Source organism: Caenispirillum salinarum (assembly GCF_044803115.1).
GTDB classification, from domain to species: domain Bacteria; phylum Pseudomonadota; class Alphaproteobacteria; order Rhodospirillales; family Rhodospirillaceae; genus Caenispirillum; species Caenispirillum salinarum_A.
In genome coordinates this window covers 4,394,555-4,412,754 of the sequence record NZ_CP085224.1, presented here as the reverse complement: position 1 = coordinate 4,412,754, position 18,200 = coordinate 4,394,555, and the positions used below count along the sequence as shown (strand labels likewise).

Sequence of the window (18,200 nt, the reverse complement as noted above, 5' to 3'; positions counted from 1 at the left end):
CGCCGCGCGCGCTGGGAGCCTGACCCATGGTCGGGCCCGAGATCGACCGCCTGATGCAGTTGCTCGGGCGCCTGCCGGGGCTGGGCCCCCGGTCGGCGCGCCGGGCGGCGCTGGCGCTCATCAAGAAGCGCGAGGGCCTGCTGCTGCCGCTCGCCGAGGCCCTGACGGCGGTGGCCGAATCGGTGCGCACCTGCACCGTCTGCGGCAACTACGACACGCAGGACCCCTGCGCGGTGTGCCGCGATGAGCGCCGCGACAAGAGCCTTATCTGCGTGGTGCAGGACGTGTCCGACCTGTGGGCGCTGGAGCGCACCTCGGCCTTCCGCGGGCGCTATCAGGTGCTGGGCGGGCTGCTGTCGGCGCTGGAGGGCGTGGCGCCCGAGGACCTGGCCATCGGCAAGCTGGTGGCGCGGGTGCGCGAGGACGCGGTGACCGAGGTCATTCTCGCCCTGCCGGCCACCGTCGACGGCCAGACGACCGCCCATTACATCGCCGATGCCCTGGAGGCCGAGGGCGTGACCGTTTCCGGCCTCGCCCAGGGCGTGCCGGTGGGCGGCGAGCTGGATTATCTGGACGACGGAACCCTTCTGGCGGCGCTCAACGCGCGGCGGCCGGTGTGATCGGGCGGTCCCTCTTTCCCGGATCGGGAAAGAGGAGGGGCGGTGCGGAACCGCCTCGGGGAAATCGGCCCCGCATCCTCTCGCGCCGCGGACGTTGGGGGTATGGGCAGATACGGCGTCCGCGGTGCAAGCCCCCTCCCCTTCGCCTTTTACGCTACGCCCTTCGATCGCATTGGCGAGCATTTTATGAAATCATGATGCGTCAGTGCGTCGTCGGGCGCCGTCCGGGTATGGCGCGTATATCCTCCCGCCGGAGATCCCGCGCGGAACCCGGCACGAAAGACGGGGGAGGGAGGAAGCATGCCGGACGCGGACGAGGACTGGCTCAACCGCCGCTACTATGGTGGCGACCTGCCGGCGGAGGCGGAACGGGCCCTGCATGTGGCGGCGGCCAGCTGGGACGATCCGGCAGCCGTGGATGCCGCCCTGGCGGAGGCCGAGGCCCTGGCGCCGGGGCACCGGGCGGTTCTGATCGGCCGCTACAAATCGCATTTCTACCGCCACGAGTTGGCGGCGGCGGCGCCCGTGGCGCTGGCCTGCGTGCGCGACTCGGCGCGCGCCCTCAACCTTCCGGCGGACTGGCGGGCGGTGGCGCCGGACCCGGCGCGGTTCGATTCGCTGGAGGCGGAGCCGCGGTTCTTCCTCTTCGCCCTCAAGGCCTACGGCTACGTCTGCGTGCGCGCCGGCGACGTGGCGGAGGGGACGGCAGCCCTCCGCAAGGTGGTGGACCTCGACCCGCAGGACGCGACGGGCACCCGCCGCCTTCTGGCGCTGGTGGAGGCGGGCGGCCTGCCCGAGGAGGAAGAAAATGATGGCGAGGATGGTTGAACGGGCCGTCCCCACCTTCCTACGCCCAAGGTCGCAGTGCCATCTGCGCCTTATTTCCCGGATTTGCTGCAATTTATGATTTATCCGGTTGGCACTCATTCCCCCCTTGTCTATGCTAAGGGCAGCGTGAAGAGCGCCTGAAGGCGCCGATAGGGACGCAGGGAGGACAGGATCATGCCGGAGGCCATCCGGGCACCCGACACGCCTGCGCGCGTGCTGGCCCGAGCGGCAGCGTCGGAGGGAGAGAGCAAGGCGGCGGCCAGCGAGGAGGCCGGGCGCAGCCTTGAGCGCTACCAGCTCGCCCTGCGGTCGACCAACGACGGCATCTACGACTGGGACATTCCCAACAACTGCATCTTCTTTTCCGAGCGGGCGTCGGAAATCTTCGGCCTCGTCGACGACGAGATGACGCCCGACGGCTGGGCCCGGCGCATCCACGACGAGGATTACCCTGCCTACCGCGACGCCCACGTCCGCCACCTGCGCGGCGACACCGAACGCTTCGTCTGCGAGTATCGCTTCTGCACCGGCGATGACGGCTGGCGCTGGGTGCGCCAGCACGGCATCGCGCTGCGCGACGCGGAAGGCCGCGCCATCCGGCTGACCGGATCGGTCGGCGACTGCACCGAGGTGAAGGAAGCAGAGGCCCGCGTGGAGCAGGAGCGCGCCGTTCTGTCGGCGACGCTGGAGCACATGGAGCAGGGCATCTTCATGGCCGACGCGCACGGCCGGCTGATGGCCTTCAACCACCGCTACCAGCGCATGTTCAGCCTGCCGGATTCGGTCTGCCACACCGGCGCGGGGGTGGAGGACATCCTGCGTCACCTGCACGACCGCGGCGACGTGGACGCGCCGTGGAGCGAGGTGAAGGAACGGTTCCTGGGCGCAACGGCGCGCGTGGACGGACGCACTCACGAAGTCCGCCGTCCCGACGGCACGATTCTGGAGGCCCGCACCACCACGCTGCCCGACGGAGGCTTCATCCGCACCTTCACCGACGTCTCCGAGCGCCGCCGCCAGGAGCAGGCGATCACCGAGATCCTGGAGGCGATCCCGCTGCCGATCATCGTGTCCTCGACGATCGACAGCGCCATCTATTACGTCAACAGCCACAGCCAGGACACCTACAACCTGTGCGTCGGCTGCGAGGGCGGCGGCAACGCCCTGTCGCTCTACGTCGACCCGGAGGATCGCCGTCGGCTGGTGGACAAGGTGCGGAAACACAAGGTGGTCGACGGCTTCGAGGTGGAGTGGCGCCCCATCGGCACCGACCGCCGCATGTGGGTGCTCTTGTCGGCCCACGCCTTCACCTACCAGGGCCACGACGCCATGCTGGTGACGGCCGCCGACATCACCGAGCGCAAACGCATGGCCGCCGAGCTTCAGCGGGCCAAGGACGAGGCCGAGCGCGCGCTGGCCGATCTGCAGGCAACGCAGGCGAGCCTGATCGAGGCCGAAAAGATGGCGTCCCTGGGCGGACTGGTGGCGGGTGTCGCGCACGAGATCAACACGCCCGTCGGCATCGCGGTGACCACGGCCACCTTCCTTCAGGAAAAGACGGTGGCGCTGAAGACCGTCTTCGAGACCGGCAAGGTCAAGCGGTCGGACTTCGAGAGCTATCTGGGCAGCGCCATGCAGTCCACCGAGCTGATGCTCACCTCGACCCAGCGCGCCGCCAACCTGATCCAGAGCTTCAAGCAGGTCGCCGTCGACCAGACCAGCGACGAGCGCCGGCGCTTCGACCTGCGCACCTATGTGGACGAGGTGCTGCTGTCGCTGGGCCCCAAGCTCAAGCGCACCCGCCACACGGTGCTCTGCGAGGTGCCGGCGGACATCGAGGTGGACGGCTGGCCGGGACCGCTGTCGCAGGTCATCACCAACCTGGTCATGAACTCCATTATCCACGCCTGGGGCGACGACGCCGACGCCGCCGGCACCATACGGGTCGAGGGCGGGCTGATCGACGACGGCGCGCGGGTGGAACTGCGCTACAGCGACGACGGCCGCGGCATTCCGCCCGACCACCTGTCGCGCATCTTCGAGCCCTTCTTCACCACCCGCCGGGGCAGCGGCGGCTCGGGGCTCGGGCTGAACATCGTGTTCAACATCGTGCGCCAGACGCTCAAGGGCACCGTCGACGTCGACAGCGCTCCGGGCCGTGGCACGACCTTCACCGTCCGCTTCCCGCGCGTGCCGGAGACGGACGCGGCATGACGACTTCCTCCAGTGACAAGACCGCCATCCGGCCAGGAGACGAGACCATGACCGACGATCTTCTGTTCGAGGACGACGACGACTTCCTGGTGGACGACACGGTCCCGGAACCGGCGACGCCCGCGAAAGCCGGCGGCGAGCCCGAGGCGGGCGGGGCGCCGACGCCGGTCCTGCCGGCGGCGGAGAACTGGGTGGTGCTGGTGGTCGATGACGAGCCGGAGGTCCATGCCGTGACCTCGATGGTCTTGTCGGACATTCGCTTCAAGGGGCGGGGCATCACCATGCTGTCGGCCCATTCCGCCGCCGAGGCGCGCGAGATCGTCGCGGCGCGCCAGGACATCGCGGTGGTGCTGCTGGACGTGGTGATGGAGACCGACGACGCGGGGCTCAGGCTGGTGCGCGACATCCGCGAAACCATGGGCAACCAGGCCGTGCGCATCATCCTGCGCACCGGCCAGCCCGGCCAGGCGCCGGAGCGCGACGTGATCCTGGCCTACGACATCAACGACTACAAGGCCAAGACGGAACTGACGTCGCAGAAGCTGTTCACCACGCTGGTGGCGGCGCTGCGGTCCTACGAGGATATCCTGGCGCTTGAGGTCAGCCGTCTGGGCCTGCGCAAGATCATCGACGCCTCGGCCAGCCTGTTCCGCCTGCGCAGCATGAGCCTGTTTGCGAGCGGCGTGCTGACGCAGCTGTCGGCGGTGCTGGGCACGCCGGTCAGCGGCATCGTCTGCGCCCAGCGCGGCCGTCCCGGCGCCCGCGGCGACGACGCGCAGCGCATCTTCATCCTGGCCGGTGCCGGCACCTTCGAGGGGGTGGACGAGGCGACGCTGGAGGATTTCGCCGACGCCTCGGTGGTGGAGGCGGTCAACGCGGCGATGGCGGCGCGCGAACACATCTACGGCCCCGACCACATGGTGCTCTACATCCGCACCCCCAACGCGCGGGAGGCCGTCGCCTACCTGCGCACCGGCCGCACCCTGACGCCCCTGGACCAGCAGCTGGTGGAGGTGTTCATCGGCAAGGTGTCGGTGGGCTTCGACAACATCCACCTGTACGAACAGCTCAAGCGCGCTCATCAGGCGACTGTTGTGGCGCTCGCCGACCTGGCCGAGCACAAGGACACCGATACCGGCGAGCACGTCCTGCGGGTCGAGCGCATGACCGAGGCCGTCGCCCGCACCCTGCGCGACGCCGGCCATTACACCGCCGAAATCGACGACCTGTTCCTGGAACAGGTGGGCATGGCGTCCATCCTGCACGACGTGGGCAAGGTTTCCGTGCCCGACGCCATCCTCCAGAAGCCGGCCAGGCTGGACCCCGACGAATGGTCGGTGATGCAGACCCACGCCGCCAACGGCGGGATGATCCTGGAGCGGGCGGCCAAGCTGGTGGAGGGTTCGAGCTACCTGTCCATGGGCGCAGAGATCGCCGCCGGCCACCACGAGCGCTGGGACGGCGGCGGCTATCCTGCCAGGCTTGCCGGCGAGGCCATTCCCCTGGCGGCGCGAATCGTGGCGGTGGTCGACGTCTACGATGCGCTGACCAGCGAGCGCCCCTACAAGAAGCCGTGGCCGCAGGAAAAGGCGCTCGACTACCTGCGGGAGCAGTCGGGCAAGCAGTTCGATCCCCGCGTGGTGGAGGCGTTCCTTGCGGTGCTGGCGGCCGGCGAAGCCGAGACGGGACATCCGCGGCCGACGTGCCTTTGAATAAAATCTTTTGCCGATCCTACGCCTTTAGATGTGGGGCTTCATCAGCCCGAAGGCCGCGCGTTGCGCGGCCTTCGGGCCTTTTCGTGTGCGTCGGTTCCCGAAAGGGATGACGTTGCTGCACTGCAATATCGTCGGTGAAGCGGTTGTGCCGGCCGCAACCGATTCCGTACCGTCGCGTTCAAAATAATATCGCGCGCACACAAACGGCGGCTTTTCCGCCGCACCCGACGCGATCTGAGACGTTGTAAAAGACCGCGCCACTGGCACGGCCGGCGGTCGGCCGAGAGGAAAGAGACGCAAGGCCCGATGCCATGACTTATGCCGCGATGACATTTTTCATTCTGGCGGTGCTTACCGGGCTCTTCGGCTTCACCTCCTTTGAGGATGGCGGGGAGCCCGGAGCGGCCGCTCTGGCGCGGCTTCTGGCCGTCATCTTCGCCGCCAGCTTCGCCATTGCCGGCGTCGCGGTGATGATCCGCCGTCTCCGCCCCGACGGCACGCAAGGGAGCCTGGCCGGGCGGGCGCCCGATCACGGCCGCGCCCCGGGTCACGGTGGTGTCGGCGTCGCTTTTGCCGGCGGCCAGGGTTCGGCGTCCGAGCGCGGCTCATGGGACGGGTCGCGCCGCTCGGCGTCGCCGCGGCGCGCGCCGGGAACCGCCTCCCCCCGCGACTCGTAGGCTGTGGGCGAGAACCGCGACGACAGCAACGGAACAAGGGCAGGACGCCATGGCCGAGAGCGACAACGAACGCCCCATCGACCTGGAGGCGGCCATGCTGGACCCCGCCACGGTCTTTGACGACCCGACCGAGGTCGCCGCCCACGCCCGCCTGACTGCCCAGCAGAAGCGCGTCATCCTGGAGCGCTGGAAGCGCAACGCGCAGGTGCGCTCGGCGTCCAACGAGGTGACGCGCGAAGAGGCTGAGCAGGCGCGCGGCCATCTGTCGCGGGTGGAACTGGCCGAGGGTCTGCTCGACCGGCCGCATCCGCTGGACTGACCACGGCCGGCTGCCTGCCGCAAAGGGTTCGACGGCGCCTACGGGGCGCCGTTTTTTTATGCCTTCTTTATGCAGCGACTCGGGGTCTCGGCGCGTTAGTCTGCCTTCCCCACCGCGGGGCGTCCGGGCGCAAGACCCGCGTGCGACGCGCTTTTCCGCCTATGGCCCCGCGATTTCCAGGGACGCGGGAAGGCCGGGCAGGCGCCAACGTTCTTTTTATGCTGGGGCGGACATCCCCGCATGGAGGCTTTACGGGGTCCCGATCCATCCTTTGGCCATGACGTCGACGGCAGCAGCCGGCCACCCGGTCCAGATGGTCCGCGACGCAAGGATTTGAACGTCGAAGGGAGTTCGCGATGAGCATGGCCGCCAACCAGCAGATCGAGGATCAGATTCCCGACCTCAAGCGCTATGCCCGCTCGCTCGCCCGCAGCGAGGCCGATGCCAACGACCTTGTGCAGGACTGCGTAGAGCGGGCGCTTTTGAAGTGGCACCTCTACAAGCCCGGCACGAACCTGCGCAGCTGGCTGTTCACCATGATGCGCAACGTGTTCATCAGCCAGAAGCGCCGCGAGGCCGTCTCGATGCGGTACATGCAGCAGGCGGTGCACGACGAAAACACCGCCGCGCGCCCCAGTCAGGTTCACAGCGTCTTCCTCAAGGAGACGGTGGCCGCCATGGAGGGCCTGTCGGAACAGGAGCGCGCCGCCGTCCACATGCTGGGCATGGAAGAGCGCTCGCACAGCGAGGCGGCCGATGAAACGCACCTGCCGGTGGGCACCATGAAGTCCCGCCTGTCGCGTGGCCGCGCCAACCTGCGCAGCTCCATGCAGATGGGCGAAGGCGATCTGAGCTGACGCGCGCATCCCGACGACGGTGCCCCGAGCATCACACGCGGAAACCCGCCGGCCTTCCAGGCTCGGCGGGTTTTTTGCAGGGCGCAGCGGGCGACGGTGTCCGTGTCGGCGGCGTCAGCCGTCCAGGCGCTCGTCGTAGAAGCACAGATGGCCCTTGATGTCGGCCATCCACTCCGGCGGGTCCTCGTAGGACCAGGCGACGTCCTCGCGCCGGTCCTCGGGCGTGACGACGGCGTAGTAGGTGGCGTCGCCCTTGAAGGGGCAGAAGGTGCGGGTCTCGGTCGGCTCCATCAGGTCCATGCGCACATCCTCGCGCGGGACGTAGTCGCGCGGCGGGTAGCCCTGTTCCTTCAGGCGCTTGGCGGCGGTGGAATCGGCCACGATGGTCTCTCCAAGGCGCACCTCGACCGGGTTGGGCGCCGGGACGATGGAGATGGGATGGTCCGATCCGGGCGGGCGTGTCCGGGTCATGGCGAATGTCTCCTTGGGTTGATTGCGCCTGGGTTGATAGAAACGGGCGAGACGGTCCGGCGGATCGCGATCGACGCACACGGCAACGGCCCTTTTCAGGCGGTGGCGGACGGCGTATAGCCGGTGCATGTCTCCCGCCCTGACCAAGCTTGTCGCCGCCGTCTGCCTCGCCGAGGTCTGCACCATGGTGGGCGTCTTCACCTTTCCGGCCCTGCTGCCCCGATTCATGGAGGCCTGGGCGTTGACCAACACCCAGGCCGGATGGATCTCGGGCGTCTACTTCGCCGCATATGCCCTGGCCGCGCCGGTGCTGGTGAGCCTGACCGACCGCATGGACGCCCGCCGGGTCTATATGGCCGGCGCGGCGGCGAACGTGGCGGCCTGCGCCGGATTCGCGCTGCTGGCCGACGGGTTCTGGGCGGCCCTGGTGTTCCGGGCACTGGGCGGCGCGGCGCTGGCGGGCACCTACATGCCGGGGCTGCGCGTGCTGGTCGACCGCGTCTCGCCGCAGGTGCGGCCGCGCGTGGTGCCGCTCTACACCGCCTGCTTCAGCCTGGGCACGGCGGGGTCCTATGCGGCTTCGGCGGCGGTGGCGGACTGGGCCGGCTGGCGCGCCGCCTTCGTCCTGGCTGCCGGCGCGGCGGCGGTGGCGGTGGTGCTGATGCTGGCGCTGAAGCCGCGCGCGCCCGAGGCCAACCCGACCCCGACCCGCCTGCTGGATTTCCGTCCGGTCCTGCGCAACCGCCCGGCCATGGGCTATGTGCTGGGCTATGCGGTGCATATGTGGGAGTTGTTTGCCTTCCGCTCCTGGGTCGTCGCCTTTCTGGCCTTCGCCGCGGCGCTTCCGGGCGCCGCCGCCCATGCCGACGGCCTGCTGGCGCCGAGCGCCGTGGCGACGCTGGGCGCGCTGGTCGCGTTCGGGTGTTCGCTGGCGGGGGCGGAGGTGGCGACGCGCCTGGGGCGCGGGCGCCTGGTGATGGCCTACATGGCGATCTCGGCCGCGACGGCGTTCGCCATCGGACCGGCGGCGGGTGCCTCCTATCCTGTGGTGGCGGTGGTGATGCTGCTGTACGCCGGCTTCATCCAACTCGATTCGGCGGCCCTGACCACGGGCGCGGTGGAACACGCCGAGGAGGGCCGGCGCGGCGCCACGCTGGCGGTGCATTCGCTGGTGGGCTTCCTGGCGGCGTTCGTGGGGCCGCTGGTCATGGGTGTCGTGCTGGATGCCGCCGGCGGCGCGGAGCCGGGCCGGGCGGCCTGGGGCTGGGCCTTCGCCTCGGTGGGCGTGGTGGGCCTGCTGGGACCGCTCGCCATGGCGTGGGGCCTGCGCGGGCGCCTGTCGCGGTGAACCGCCGCCCGGGGCGGCGGCGGTTTCGTCACCATAGAGACGCTTGCGCCGTGCCGGGCTCCGTGCGAGCGTCCTTGCGACCGTTCAGGAAAAGGATGCCGTTCGGTGACCGCCCCTTACGCGCCCCATGATCCCGTTCCCGACCTCGACCCGCCGCCCGGCCGCACGCCGCTGGGGCGTCTCGTGCGCCTGGGGCTGGGCTGGATGCTGGTGATCGTGGGGGCGCTGACGGTCCCCACGCCGGTGCCCGTCGGCCTTCCCATGGTGGCGGTGGGGCTGTATCTGCTGGCACGCGAATCGAAAACCGTGCGCCGCGTTATCCGCGAGCGCCGGCGCGCGCTGCCCGGCTTCTCCCGCCGCTTGAACCGCATCAAGCACCGGGTGCCGCGCGGCGTCCGGCGCATGATAGAGGCCACCGATCCCCTGCCGCAGGGCGAGGCCGGGGAGTAAGGGCGCCTCCCCTCAGCTTCCGCCGCTGCCGCGTCCGCGGTAACGGGCGGTGGCCGTCTCCAGGGCGTTTTCCACGCGGGCAAAGGCGGATTCCGCCTCGTCGCGGGCGTTGATCCAATCGTCTTCCTCGATGAACTGGCACCGCGCCAGGCTGCGCGACAGGTCGTCGTGCCGGGCCTGGAGGTCCTTCAGGGTGTCGCTCGGAGGATGACCGGGGGTGTTCACCCGCTCGGCCTCCTCCGCGCGCTCCACCTCTTCGATGCGGTGCCGGAGGGCTGTGACCCGCGCTTCGAGATTGGCGCAATAGGTCTCGCGGTCCATCTCCGGCGATGCCATGTTTCCAGCCATCCTTAGTCGTTCGCGTCCTCGGCGGTGTCCTCGAGCGCCTGGCCGGCGGCCTGGGTATCCTCGCCGATACCGGCCATGGTGTTGCAGCCGGCCAGGATGATGGTGCCGCCCGCCAGCATCAGGGTCAGCAGGAAGGCCTTCATGATGCCGCTACGGTCGGCGGTGGTGACCTCACCAGGATTCTCGCGTCGCATGAGCTGCTCCCGTTTCCGGTGTCCGATCTCCGCCGCGGGGGACATGCGGCGGGCTTATCGGCAAAACGGGCGCGGGGGAGGGGCGGTTGCCGCGTTCAACCCTTTCGCGCGCGCGGGTGCGCCGAGTCGTAGACGCTCTTAAGCCGGGCGGCATCCACTTCTGTATAGCGCTGCGTGGTCGACAGGTTGGCGTGGCCCAGCAGCTCCTGGATGGTGCGCAGGTCGCCGCCGCGCCCCAGAAGATGGGTGGCGAACGAGTGGCGCAGCGCATGCGGCGTCGCCGTCTCGGGCAGGCCGAGCAGATGGCGCACCTTTTCCATGGTCCGCTGCGCCATCCGCGGGCTCAAGGGGCCGCCGCGCGCACCCACGAACAGGGGGCTGTCGGGCGGGGCGGGATGGGGGCGCAGGGCCAGGTAGGCGTCGATGGCCTGGCGCACGGCCGGCAGCACGGGCACCAGGCGCTCCTTCCGCCCTTTGCCGAGCACGCGCATGGTTTCCCCTGTCGGACGGTCGGCGACGGTCAGGCCCAGGGCCTCGCCGATGCGCAGGCCGCAGCCGTAAAGAAGGGTGATGAGGGCCGTGTCCCGGGCGGCGATCCACGGCGTGTCGGAAAGCTCGCCCACCGTGGGCAGCACCTCCATCGCCTCTGCCTCGGCCAGCGGTTTGGGAATGCTGCGCGGCGGGCGCGGATTGCGCACCAGGTCGATGGCCGGGTTGTGCATGAGGCCCATGCGGTCACAGGCGCGGTAGAAGCCGCGCAGGGTGCTCATGGCGCGGCCGAGCGAGGTGCGCGCGATGCCTTCGCCGGTGCGGTGGGCCAGATAGCTGCGGAAATCCGCCGCCGTCAGCCGGCCCAGGTCGGCCAGGGACGGTTCGGCGCCCAGATAGTCCGTCAGGAACCGCAGGAAGAAAAACAGGTCGCGCTGGTAGTTCGTCAGCGTATGGATGCTGGCGCCGCGCTCGGCCGTCAGCCAGCGGCGCCAGCGCACGATGGCATCGCGCAAAGCGGGATCGGGCGGCAGGCCGGGCGGCAGGGCATCCGCCGCCGCCGCCCGTTCCTCGTCCGCCGTCTGCGGGATCACGCCGGGTCCGTCTGGTCCGCCGTCGCCCATCGCCGCACCGTGTGTTCCACCACCCGCGCCAGGAAGCCCAGAAGCTCGGTCCCCTGCTGCGGATGGAAGGTGCCCTCCGTCCGGGTGCCCAGCGCCAGCACGCCCTCCGGCAGGCCGCCGCCAGGTTGCAGCCGGACCAGCGCATCGGACGTCACCAGCCGCGCCGCGGCGCCGTAGAGCGGCTGTTCGCCTTCGACGGTTTCGCGCAGGCGGGCGGGAGCGTTCTCGCCCATCATGGCGTCCAGTTCGCCGGCGCGCAGTTCCTGGACGTAGAGCGCCGCCGGCTTGGGCAGGCCCGGCTCGAAGGCGATGGTCACCACGTCCACCTGCAGCACCACCGGCAGGTCGTCGGTGACGATGCGCGCCAGGCTGTCCATGCCGTCGGCGTCCAGCACCGCGACGGCGGCCTGGTGCGTGCGCTCCTGCGTCGACATGTTGGACCGCGTGGTGGTGATGAGCGCCTTGGCCGAGGCCTTCAGCTCCTCCACCTCTTTCCGCAGGCGCTTGACCACGGCCGACTGCAGGTCGACCACGTTGCTTTCCGGCGACAGGTCGGGCAGCAGTTCCGCCAGCAACGGCATGTTGTTGGTCAGGAACTCCGGGTGCTCCCGCAGGTACGCCTTGACCTGTCGCGGGGTCGGACGGGGCGTGTCGTCGGGGGCGTTGCCCTGCTCGGCCAAGTCTCAGTCCTCCAGGATCTTCAGGCCCGACTTCTCCCAGTCGGCGGTGAAGGCGGCCAGGCCCTTGTCGGTGAGCGGGTGGGCGTAGAGCTGGCGCAGCACCTTCGGCGGCATGGTCGCCACATGGGCGCCCAGCTTGGCGGACTCCGTTATGTGAATCGGGTGGCGGACGCTGGCGACCAGCACTTCCGTGCCGATGTCCAGGTAGTTGGCGTAGATGCCCACGATGTCGGCGATCAGTTGCAGGCCGTCCTGCCCGATGTCGTCCAGCCGGCCGACGAAGGGCGACACGAAGGCAGCACCCGCCTTGGCCGCCAGGATCGCCTGGGCCGGGCTGAAGCACAGCGTCACGTTGACCAGGGTGCCGTCGTCGGCCAGCTTGCGGCAGGTCTTCAGCCCGTCGGGCGTCAGCGGCACCTTGATGCAGACGTTGTCGGCGATCTTCCGCAGGTGGTCGGCCTCGCGCATCATGGTGGCGTGGTCGGGGGCGGTGACCTCGGCGCTGACGGGGCCGGGCACGACGTCGCAGATTTCCTTCACCAGGTCGGTGAACTTCATGCCCGCCTTGGCGGCCAGCGACGGGTTGGTGGTCACGCCGTCGACCAGGCCCGTCTCGGCCAGGTCGCGAATGTCGGCAAGGTCGGCCGTGTCGATGAAGAACTTCATGGAGAGACTATCGCCGTTTTGATGGGGAGGATCAGGTGTTCGGGAAAGCGCTTCCCGTTCAGGGACTTGTCGTGGCGGTCCCCGGCCGGGTCGGCTAGAGTGTAGCGGATGGAACCCCGCCCCGCCACAGTCGCGCCCATGTCCGAAGTCTCTGCATCCAGCGCGTGCGATGCCGCCGCGCCGCTCTACCCGCCCGGCGCGCGGGTGGGGGTGCTGCTGCCCCTGCCGCTGGGCGGGCTCTATGATTACCGCGTGCCGCGCACCGGGCCGGCGGTGGCGGAGGGCCAGCCGGTGGAGGTGCCGCTGGGCAAGCGTCGCGAGATCGGCGTCGTCTGGGGCGCGGGCGAGGGCGCGGTGGCCGAGAACAAGGTGCGCGATATCCTGCGCGTGCTGCCCGCCGAGCCCCTGCCGCGCGTCACCCGCCGCTTCGTGGACTGGGTGGCGGCCTATACCCTCAGCCCGCCCGGCGCGGTGCTGAAGATGGCGATCAGCGTGCCCCAGGCGCTGGAGGAGCCGCGGCCGCTGACCGTCTACGGCCTGCCCGACCCGGAGAACCCGCCGGACCTGGCCGCTCTCGGCGTCAAGGAGACGCGCGCCCGGCGGGCGGTGCTCAACGTTGCCGCCGACCTGCCGCCCCTGCCGGCGGGCGAGTTGGCGCGCGAGGCGGGCGTTTCCGATGGCGTGGTGAAGGGGCTGGCGCAGGCGGGCGTGCTGGTGCCGAGCCTGGTGCATCCGCAGCTCGACCCGCCGCGCCCCGACCCCGACCATCCGGGCCCCACCCTTTCGGCTGGTCAGGAAGAGATCGCCGAGGACCTGCGCTCCCGCGTCCGCGGCCATGCCTTCTCCGTTGCCCTGCTGGAAGGCGTGACGGGTTCGGGCAAGACGGAGGTCTATTTCGAGGCCGTGGCCGAGGCCCTGCGGCGTGGGCGGCAGGTGCTGGTGCTGGTGCCGGAAATCAGCCTGACCAGCCAGTGGCTGTCCCGCTTCCGCCGCCGCTTCGGCGTGCCGCCGCTGGAGTGGCACTCGGAGTTGACCCAGGCGCGGCGGCGTGACGTCTGGCGCGCCGTCGCCAACGGCCGGGCGGCGGTGGTGGTCGGGGCGCGGTCGGCGCTGTTCCTGCCCTTCCGCGACCTGGGCCTGGTGGTGGTAGACGAGGAGCACGAGCAGGCCTTCAAGCAGGAGGACGGCGTCTCCTACCACGCCCGCGACATGGCGGTGGTGCGCGGGCAGCTGGGGTCCGTGCCCGTGGTGCTGGCGTCCGCCACGCCCTCGCTGGAGACGGTGCTCAACGCCGAATCGGGGCGCTACGACAAGCTCCACCTGCCCGAGCGCCACGGCGGATCGCTGCTGCCCGAGGTGGATGTGGTGGACATGCGCCGCATGCCGCCGGAGAAGGGCGACTGGGGCCGCTCCTGGCTGGCGCCGCCGGTGGTGGAGGCGGTGACGGAGACGCTGGAGCGCGGCGAGCAGGTGCTTCTGTTCCTCAACCGGCGCGGCTATGCGCCGCTGACGCTCTGCCGGACCTGCGGCTTCCGCATCCAGTGCCCCAACTGCACCGCCTGGCTGGTGGAGCACCGGCTGGTGCGGCGGCTGGTCTGCCACCACTGCGGCCATTCCGAGCCAACGCCCCGTCAATGCCCGCAATGCGGTGACGAGGACAGCCTGGCCGCCTGCGGCCCGGGCGTGGAGCGCTTGGCGGAAGAGGTCGTGGGCCGCTGGCCCGAGACGCGGTCGGTGGTGGTTGCCTCCGACACGCTCGGCGGGCCGCTGGCGGCGGCGGCGCTGATGGAGCGAATCGCCGCCCACGAAGTCGACCTTCTTATAGGGACGCAGGTGCTCGCCAAGGGCCTGCACTTTCCCGAGCTGACGCTGGTGGCGGTGGTCGACAGCGATCTTGGCCTGTCGGGTGGGGACCTGCGGGCGGCGGAGCGCACCTACCAGCTGCTCACCCAGGTGGCCGGCCGGGCGGGGCGCGCGGCCAAACAGGGGCGGGTGATGCTCCAGACCTATCAGCCCGAGCATCCGGTCATCCAGGCCATGGTCACCGGCGAGACGGCGCAGTTCCTGGAGGCGGAGGCCGAGGGGCGGCGCGCCACGTCCATGCCGCCCTACGGCCGGCTGGCGGCGCTCATCGTCTCGGGCGAGGACGAGGCGGCGGTGGACGCCACCTGCGCCCGGCTCTCGCGTGCGGCGCCCCGCGAGGCGAACGTGGAGGTGCTGGGGCCGGCCCCGGCGCCGCTTGCCATGCTGCGCGGCCGGCACCGGCGGCGGTTCCTTCTGAAGGCCCCGCGCGGCGTGCGCGTGCAGCCCGTGGTCGCGGCGTGGCTGGGCCGCGTGACGGTGCCCCATTCGGTCCGCGTGCAGGTCGATGTGGACCCTTACAGTTTTCTTTGATCCTGCGGCTTTCCTTGAAGGGGGCATCGTGGCACAATCCGCCGCGCCGGAGGGGGAGACCCTGCCCAAACGGGTTGTCCCGAGTGCTTGCACTGCCATGGCGGTTATGCTACCTAGCTCACGCGCTTGCGGGGGACTAGCTTGGCGCTGCCGCGCATATGCGAGCTAATTCAAGTCGTTAAGCGATTCTTCCGGTGTCCGAAACGCACTAAAACGGGGCTAGTCGCACGTGGCATCCAAATCAGCATCATCCGGCCTGGCCGACCGCTACGCGTCCGCGCTGTTCGAGCTGGCGGAGGAAAAGGGCGTTCTGGACCAGGTGGCCGATGACCTGCGCGGCCTGAAGACCATGGTCGCGGAAAGCGCCGACTTCCGCCGGTTCATCGACAGCCCGGTGCTGTCGCGGACCGAGCAGGCGAAGGGCGTCGCCGCCCTGGCCGACAAGGCCGGGATGCAGGGCGTCACCCGCAACTTCCTGGGCCTGGTGGCGACCAACCGCCGCCTGTTCGCTCTTCCGGCCGTTATCAACGCCTTCCTTGAGCGCCTTGCCACCAAGCGTGGCGAGATCAGCGCCGAGGTCGTCTCCGCCAAACCGCTGTCCGACGCGCAAGCCGAGGCCCTGGCCGCTTCCCTGAAGCAGGCCGTTGGCAAGGACGTGGCCCTCGAGACCCGGGTCGATCCGGGCCTTATCGGTGGCCTGGTCGTCCGCGTCGGCTCGCGCATGATTGACAATTCTCTCCGTACGAAGCTGCAACGACTTCAGCTCGCCATGAAAGGGGTTGGGTGATGGAAATCCGCGCCGCGGAAATCTCCGCTATCCTTAAGGAACAGATCGCCAATTTCGGCACCGAGGCCGACGTCGCGGAAATCGGCCGGGTCCTGTCCGTCGGTGACGGCATCGCCCGCATCCACGGCCTGGACAACGTGCAGGCCGGCGAAATGGTCGAGTTCCCGGGCGGCATCAAGGGCATGGCCCTGAACCTCGAGTCCGACAACGTCGGCGTGGTGATCTTCGGGTCCGACGTGACCATCAAGGAAGGTGACACCGTCAAGCGCACCGGCACCATCGTGGACGTGCCCGTCGGGCACGAGCTGCTCGGCCGTGTCGTGGACGGCCTGGGTGTCGCCATCGACGGCAAGGGCGATCTGACGGGCTCCGAGCGTCGCCGCGCCGAGATGAAGGCGCCGGGCATCATCCCCCGCAAGTCGGTGCACGAGCCCGTGCAGACCGGCATCAAGTCCATCGACGCCCTGATCCCCATCGGCCGCGGCCAGCGCGAGCTGATCATCGGCGACCGTCAGACCGGCAAGACCGCGATCATTCTGGACACCATCATCAACCAGAAGAAGATCAACGACGCCGCCAAGTCCGACAAGGACAAGATGTTCTGCATCTACGTCGCGGTCGGCCAGAAGCGCTCGACGGTGGCCCAGGTGGTGAAGACGCTCGCCGACAACGGCGCGCTGGACTACACCATCATCGTCGCCGCCACGGCGTCCGACCCGGCGCCGATGCAGTTCCTGGCGCCGTACACCGGCTGCACCATGGGCGAGTTTTTCCGCGACAACGGCATGCACGCCACCATCTTCTACGACGACCTGTCCAAGCAGGCCGTGGCGTACCGCCAGATGTCGCTGCTGCTGCGTCGCCCGCCGGGCCGCGAGGCCTTCCCCGGCGACGTGTTCTACCTCCACAGCCGCCTGCTGGAGCGCGCCGCGAAGCTCAACGACGAGAACGGCGCCGGCTCCCTGACCGCTCTGCCGGTCATCGAGACCCAGGCCGGTGACGTCTCCGCCTACATTCCGACCAACGTGATTTCCATCACCGACGGTCAGATCTTCCTGGAGACGGGCCTGTTCTTCAAGGGCATCCGCCCGGCCGTGAACGTCGGCCTGTCGGTGTCGCGCGTGGGCTCCTCGGCCCAGATCAAGGCCATGAAGCAGGTCGCCGGCACCATCAAGCTGGAGCTTGCCCAGTACCGCGAGATGGCCGCCTTCGCGCAGTTCGCCTCCGACCTCGACCCGGCCACGCAGAAACTGCTGAGCCGCGGCGAGCGCCTGACCGAGCTTCTGAAGCAGCCGCAGTTCTCGCCGCTGGCGGTGGAAGAGCAGGTGGTGTCCATCTTCGCCGGCACCAACGGCTACCTCGACAAGCTGCCGGTCTCGGCCGTGAACCGCTTCGAGCGGGAGCTGCTGCACGAGATGCACGCCAAGTCGCCGGACATCCTGGAGACGATCCGGACCGAGCAGAAGCTGACCGACGAGGTCAAGGACAAGCTGAAGAGCTTCCTTGACAACTTCGCGAAGTCCTTCGCGGCGTAATCGACGGCATCCGCAACGGCTGAAGGAAGGGTCAACACCCAATGGCAAGCTTGAAGGACCTTCGCGGGCGCATCGCCTCGGTGAAGTCGACGCAGAAGATCACCTCCGCCATGAAGATGGTGGCGGCGTCCAAGCTGCGTCGCGCCCAGGACGCCGCCGAGGCCGCCCGTCCCTACGCCGAGCGGATGGACCGCATGCTGGGTGGGCTGGCCGGCTCCATGGCCGGCCTTCCCGGTGCGCCTAAGCTGCTGTCCGGCACGGGCAAGGACGAGGTGCACCTGGTGGTCGTCATGACCGCCGATCGCGGTCTGTGCGGCGGCTTCAACGGCTCCATCGTGCGCGCCACGCGCAACCTGGTGGCCGAGCTTCAGGCCGAGGGCAAGCAGGTGAAGCTGCTGACCATCGGCCGCAAGGGCCGGGACGCGCTGAAGCGCGACCACAAGGACAAGATCATCGACGGCTACGAGGGCGTGGGCAAGAAGGGCCTAGCGTTCTCGGAGGCTGACGACATCGCCTCGCGCATCCTGGCGATGTACGAGAACGGCGAGTTCGACGTCTGCACCGTCGTCTACAACAAGTTCAAGTCGGCGATCAGCCAGGTCGTCACCCGCCAGCAACTCGTGCCGTTCCCGGTGCCCGAGGCCGCCAACGCCAACGAGGCGGCGGTCGGTCCGAAGGCGTCCTACGAGTACGAGCCGTCGGAGGAAGGCATCCTGGCGGAGCTGCTGCCGCGCAACGTGGCCATGCAGATCTTCTCGGCGCTGCTGGAAAGCTCCGCGTCCGAGCAGGGCGCCCGGATGGCGGCGATGGACAACGCCACCCGCAACGCCGGCGACATGATCAACAAGCTGACGCTGACCTACAACCGCACCCGTCAGGCGATGATCACGAAGGAACTGATCGAGATCATCTCCGGCGCCGAGGCCTTGTAAGGCGCGGCCGGCGAGACGCTGACTGATACGAAATTCAAATCCACTTAAGCGTG

19 protein-coding genes are annotated in these 18,200 nt (G+C 69.4%); 13 read left to right on the top strand and 6 right to left on the bottom strand.

Annotated features, from left to right (window positions below; translation table 11 throughout):
• The first annotated feature begins 26 nt into the window (after nucleotides 1-26).
• The 7 genes from recR (at nucleotide 27) to LG334_RS20325 (ending at nucleotide 7,230) form a co-directional block, all read left to right on the top strand.
• Nucleotides 27-620, top strand: a complete 594-nt coding sequence (gene recR, locus LG334_RS20355) for a recombination mediator RecR (protein WP_404380957.1) — start codon at nucleotides 27-29, stop codon at nucleotides 618-620.
• Between the two features lie 300 nt (nucleotides 621-920).
• Nucleotides 921-1,448 (top strand): hypothetical protein, encoded by a 528-nt coding sequence (locus LG334_RS20350; RefSeq protein WP_404380955.1) that lies wholly within the window; start codon nucleotides 921-923, stop codon nucleotides 1,446-1,448.
• Nucleotides 1,449-1,622: 174 nt separating this feature from the next.
• Nucleotides 1,623-3,662, top strand: coding sequence for a PAS-domain containing protein (locus LG334_RS20345; RefSeq protein WP_404380953.1), 2,040 nt, complete (start codon nucleotides 1,623-1,625; stop codon nucleotides 3,660-3,662).
• A 47-nt stretch (nucleotides 3,663-3,709) separates the two neighbouring features.
• The gene (locus LG334_RS20340; protein WP_404380951.1) at nucleotides 3,710-5,374 is read left to right on the top strand and encodes a DUF3369 domain-containing protein; all 1,665 of its coding nucleotides are present in this window, start codon (nucleotides 3,710-3,712) and stop codon (nucleotides 5,372-5,374) included.
• A gap of 314 nt (nucleotides 5,375-5,688) precedes the next feature.
• A complete protein-coding gene (locus LG334_RS20335; protein WP_404380949.1) occupies nucleotides 5,689-6,054 on the top strand; it encodes a hypothetical protein in 366 nt (121 codons plus the stop codon).
• Between the two features lie 49 nt (nucleotides 6,055-6,103).
• Nucleotides 6,104-6,373: a hypothetical protein gene (locus tag LG334_RS20330; protein WP_404380947.1), complete on the top strand. Its 270-nt coding sequence runs from the start codon at nucleotides 6,104-6,106 to the stop codon at nucleotides 6,371-6,373.
• Nucleotides 6,374-6,729: 356 nt separating this feature from the next.
• Nucleotides 6,730-7,230: a sigma-70 family RNA polymerase sigma factor gene (locus LG334_RS20325; protein WP_404380945.1), complete on the top strand. Its 501-nt coding sequence runs from the start codon at nucleotides 6,730-6,732 to the stop codon at nucleotides 7,228-7,230.
• A 114-nt stretch (nucleotides 7,231-7,344) separates the two neighbouring features.
• On the opposite strand, the gene LG334_RS20320 is transcribed toward LG334_RS20325, so the two are convergent.
• Entirely contained in the window at nucleotides 7,345-7,701 is a 357-nt protein-coding gene (locus LG334_RS20320) for a DUF427 domain-containing protein (protein WP_404380943.1), read from the bottom strand.
• A 127-nt stretch (nucleotides 7,702-7,828) separates the two neighbouring features.
• Here LG334_RS20320 and LG334_RS20315 point away from each other — a divergent pair, with 127 nt between their 5' ends.
• Together LG334_RS20315 and LG334_RS20310 are read left to right on the top strand one after the other, a co-directional pair.
• The gene (locus tag LG334_RS20315) at nucleotides 7,829-9,049 is read left to right on the top strand and encodes a nitrate/nitrite transporter (RefSeq protein WP_404380941.1); all 1,221 of its coding nucleotides are present in this window, start codon (nucleotides 7,829-7,831) and stop codon (nucleotides 9,047-9,049) included.
• Between the two features lie 105 nt (nucleotides 9,050-9,154).
• Nucleotides 9,155-9,499, top strand: a complete 345-nt coding sequence (locus tag LG334_RS20310; RefSeq protein WP_404380939.1) for a PGPGW domain-containing protein — start codon at nucleotides 9,155-9,157, stop codon at nucleotides 9,497-9,499.
• A gap of 12 nt (nucleotides 9,500-9,511) precedes the next feature.
• Here LG334_RS20310 and LG334_RS20305 read toward each other — a convergent pair whose 3' ends face one another.
• The 5 genes from LG334_RS20305 to fsa all read right to left on the bottom strand — a co-directional run bounded on the left by LG334_RS20305 (nucleotide 9,512) and on the right by fsa (nucleotide 12,499).
• Nucleotides 9,512-9,835, bottom strand: coding sequence for a hypothetical protein (locus tag LG334_RS20305; RefSeq protein WP_404380937.1), 324 nt, complete (start codon nucleotides 9,833-9,835; stop codon nucleotides 9,512-9,514).
• 14 nt (nucleotides 9,836-9,849) lie between these two features.
• Nucleotides 9,850-10,041: an entericidin A/B family lipoprotein gene (locus tag LG334_RS20300; protein WP_404380935.1), complete on the bottom strand. Its 192-nt coding sequence runs from the start codon at nucleotides 10,039-10,041 to the stop codon at nucleotides 9,850-9,852.
• A 95-nt stretch (nucleotides 10,042-10,136) separates the two neighbouring features.
• Nucleotides 10,137-11,123 carry a tyrosine recombinase XerC gene (locus tag LG334_RS20295; RefSeq protein WP_404380933.1) on the bottom strand — a complete coding sequence of 329 codons (987 nt, stop codon included), beginning with the start codon at nucleotides 11,121-11,123 and terminating at the stop codon, nucleotides 10,137-10,139.
• On the bottom strand, nucleotides 11,120-11,833 hold the full coding sequence (locus LG334_RS20290) for a DUF484 family protein (RefSeq protein ID WP_404380930.1): 714 nt from the start codon (nucleotides 11,831-11,833) through the stop codon (nucleotides 11,120-11,122). The genes LG334_RS20295 and LG334_RS20290 overlap by 4 nt, the downstream gene beginning before the upstream one ends.
• A gap of 3 nt (nucleotides 11,834-11,836) precedes the next feature.
• A complete protein-coding gene (gene fsa / locus LG334_RS20285) occupies nucleotides 11,837-12,499 on the bottom strand; it encodes a fructose-6-phosphate aldolase (RefSeq protein WP_404380928.1) in 663 nt (220 codons plus the stop codon).
• Between the two features lie 138 nt (nucleotides 12,500-12,637).
• Between fsa and LG334_RS20280 the strand changes: the two genes are divergently transcribed.
• The 4 genes from LG334_RS20280 to LG334_RS20265 all read left to right on the top strand — a co-directional run bounded on the left by LG334_RS20280 (nucleotide 12,638) and on the right by LG334_RS20265 (nucleotide 18,147).
• Nucleotides 12,638-14,893 carry a primosomal protein N' gene (locus tag LG334_RS20280; protein WP_404380926.1) on the top strand — a complete coding sequence of 752 codons (2,256 nt, stop codon included), beginning with the start codon at nucleotides 12,638-12,640 and terminating at the stop codon, nucleotides 14,891-14,893.
• A gap of 229 nt (nucleotides 14,894-15,122) precedes the next feature.
• Nucleotides 15,123-15,680 carry a F0F1 ATP synthase subunit delta gene (locus LG334_RS20275; protein WP_404380924.1) on the top strand — a complete coding sequence of 186 codons (558 nt, stop codon included), beginning with the start codon at nucleotides 15,123-15,125 and terminating at the stop codon, nucleotides 15,678-15,680.
• Nucleotides 15,680-17,215 (top strand): F0F1 ATP synthase subunit alpha, encoded by a 1,536-nt coding sequence (gene atpA / locus LG334_RS20270; RefSeq protein WP_404380922.1) that lies wholly within the window; start codon nucleotides 15,680-15,682, stop codon nucleotides 17,213-17,215. Before LG334_RS20275 ends, atpA begins: the two co-directional genes overlap by 1 nt.
• A 41-nt stretch (nucleotides 17,216-17,256) precedes the next feature.
• On the top strand, nucleotides 17,257-18,147 hold the full coding sequence (locus LG334_RS20265; protein ID WP_404380920.1) for a F0F1 ATP synthase subunit gamma: 891 nt from the start codon (nucleotides 17,257-17,259) through the stop codon (nucleotides 18,145-18,147).
• Nucleotides 18,148-18,200: the final 53 nt, after the last annotated feature.

Bases quoted from the DNA above. Each gene is read 5' to 3' on its own strand.
- LG334_RS20300 (WP_404380935.1), bottom strand. From the start codon at position 10,041: ATGCGACGCGAGAATCCTGGTGAGGTCACCACCGCCGACCGTAGCGGC.
- LG334_RS20345 (WP_404380953.1), top strand. From the start codon at position 1,623: ATGCCGGAGGCCATCCGGGCACCCGACACGCCTGCGCGCGTGCTGGCC.
- atpA (WP_404380922.1), top strand. From the start codon at position 15,680: ATGGAAATCCGCGCCGCGGAAATCTCCGCTATCCTTAAGGAACAGATC.
- LG334_RS20320 (WP_404380943.1), bottom strand. From the start codon at position 7,701: ATGACCCGGACACGCCCGCCCGGATCGGACCATCCCATCTCCATCGTC.
- LG334_RS20325 (WP_404380945.1), top strand. From the start codon at position 6,730: ATGAGCATGGCCGCCAACCAGCAGATCGAGGATCAGATTCCCGACCTC.
- LG334_RS20265 (WP_404380920.1), top strand. From the start codon at position 17,257: ATGGCAAGCTTGAAGGACCTTCGCGGGCGCATCGCCTCGGTGAAGTCG.
- LG334_RS20330 (WP_404380947.1), top strand. From the start codon at position 6,104: ATGGCCGAGAGCGACAACGAACGCCCCATCGACCTGGAGGCGGCCATG.
- fsa (WP_404380928.1), bottom strand. From the start codon at position 12,499: ATGAAGTTCTTCATCGACACGGCCGACCTTGCCGACATTCGCGACCTG.
- LG334_RS20305 (WP_404380937.1), bottom strand. From the start codon at position 9,835: ATGGCATCGCCGGAGATGGACCGCGAGACCTATTGCGCCAATCTCGAA.
- recR (WP_404380957.1), top strand. From the start codon at position 27: ATGGTCGGGCCCGAGATCGACCGCCTGATGCAGTTGCTCGGGCGCCTG.
- LG334_RS20335 (WP_404380949.1), top strand. From the start codon at position 5,689: ATGACTTATGCCGCGATGACATTTTTCATTCTGGCGGTGCTTACCGGG.
- LG334_RS20350 (WP_404380955.1), top strand. From the start codon at position 921: ATGCCGGACGCGGACGAGGACTGGCTCAACCGCCGCTACTATGGTGGC.
- LG334_RS20340 (WP_404380951.1), top strand. From the start codon at position 3,710: ATGACCGACGATCTTCTGTTCGAGGACGACGACGACTTCCTGGTGGAC.
- LG334_RS20315 (WP_404380941.1), top strand. From the start codon at position 7,829: ATGTCTCCCGCCCTGACCAAGCTTGTCGCCGCCGTCTGCCTCGCCGAG.
- LG334_RS20280 (WP_404380926.1), top strand. From the start codon at position 12,638: ATGTCCGAAGTCTCTGCATCCAGCGCGTGCGATGCCGCCGCGCCGCTC.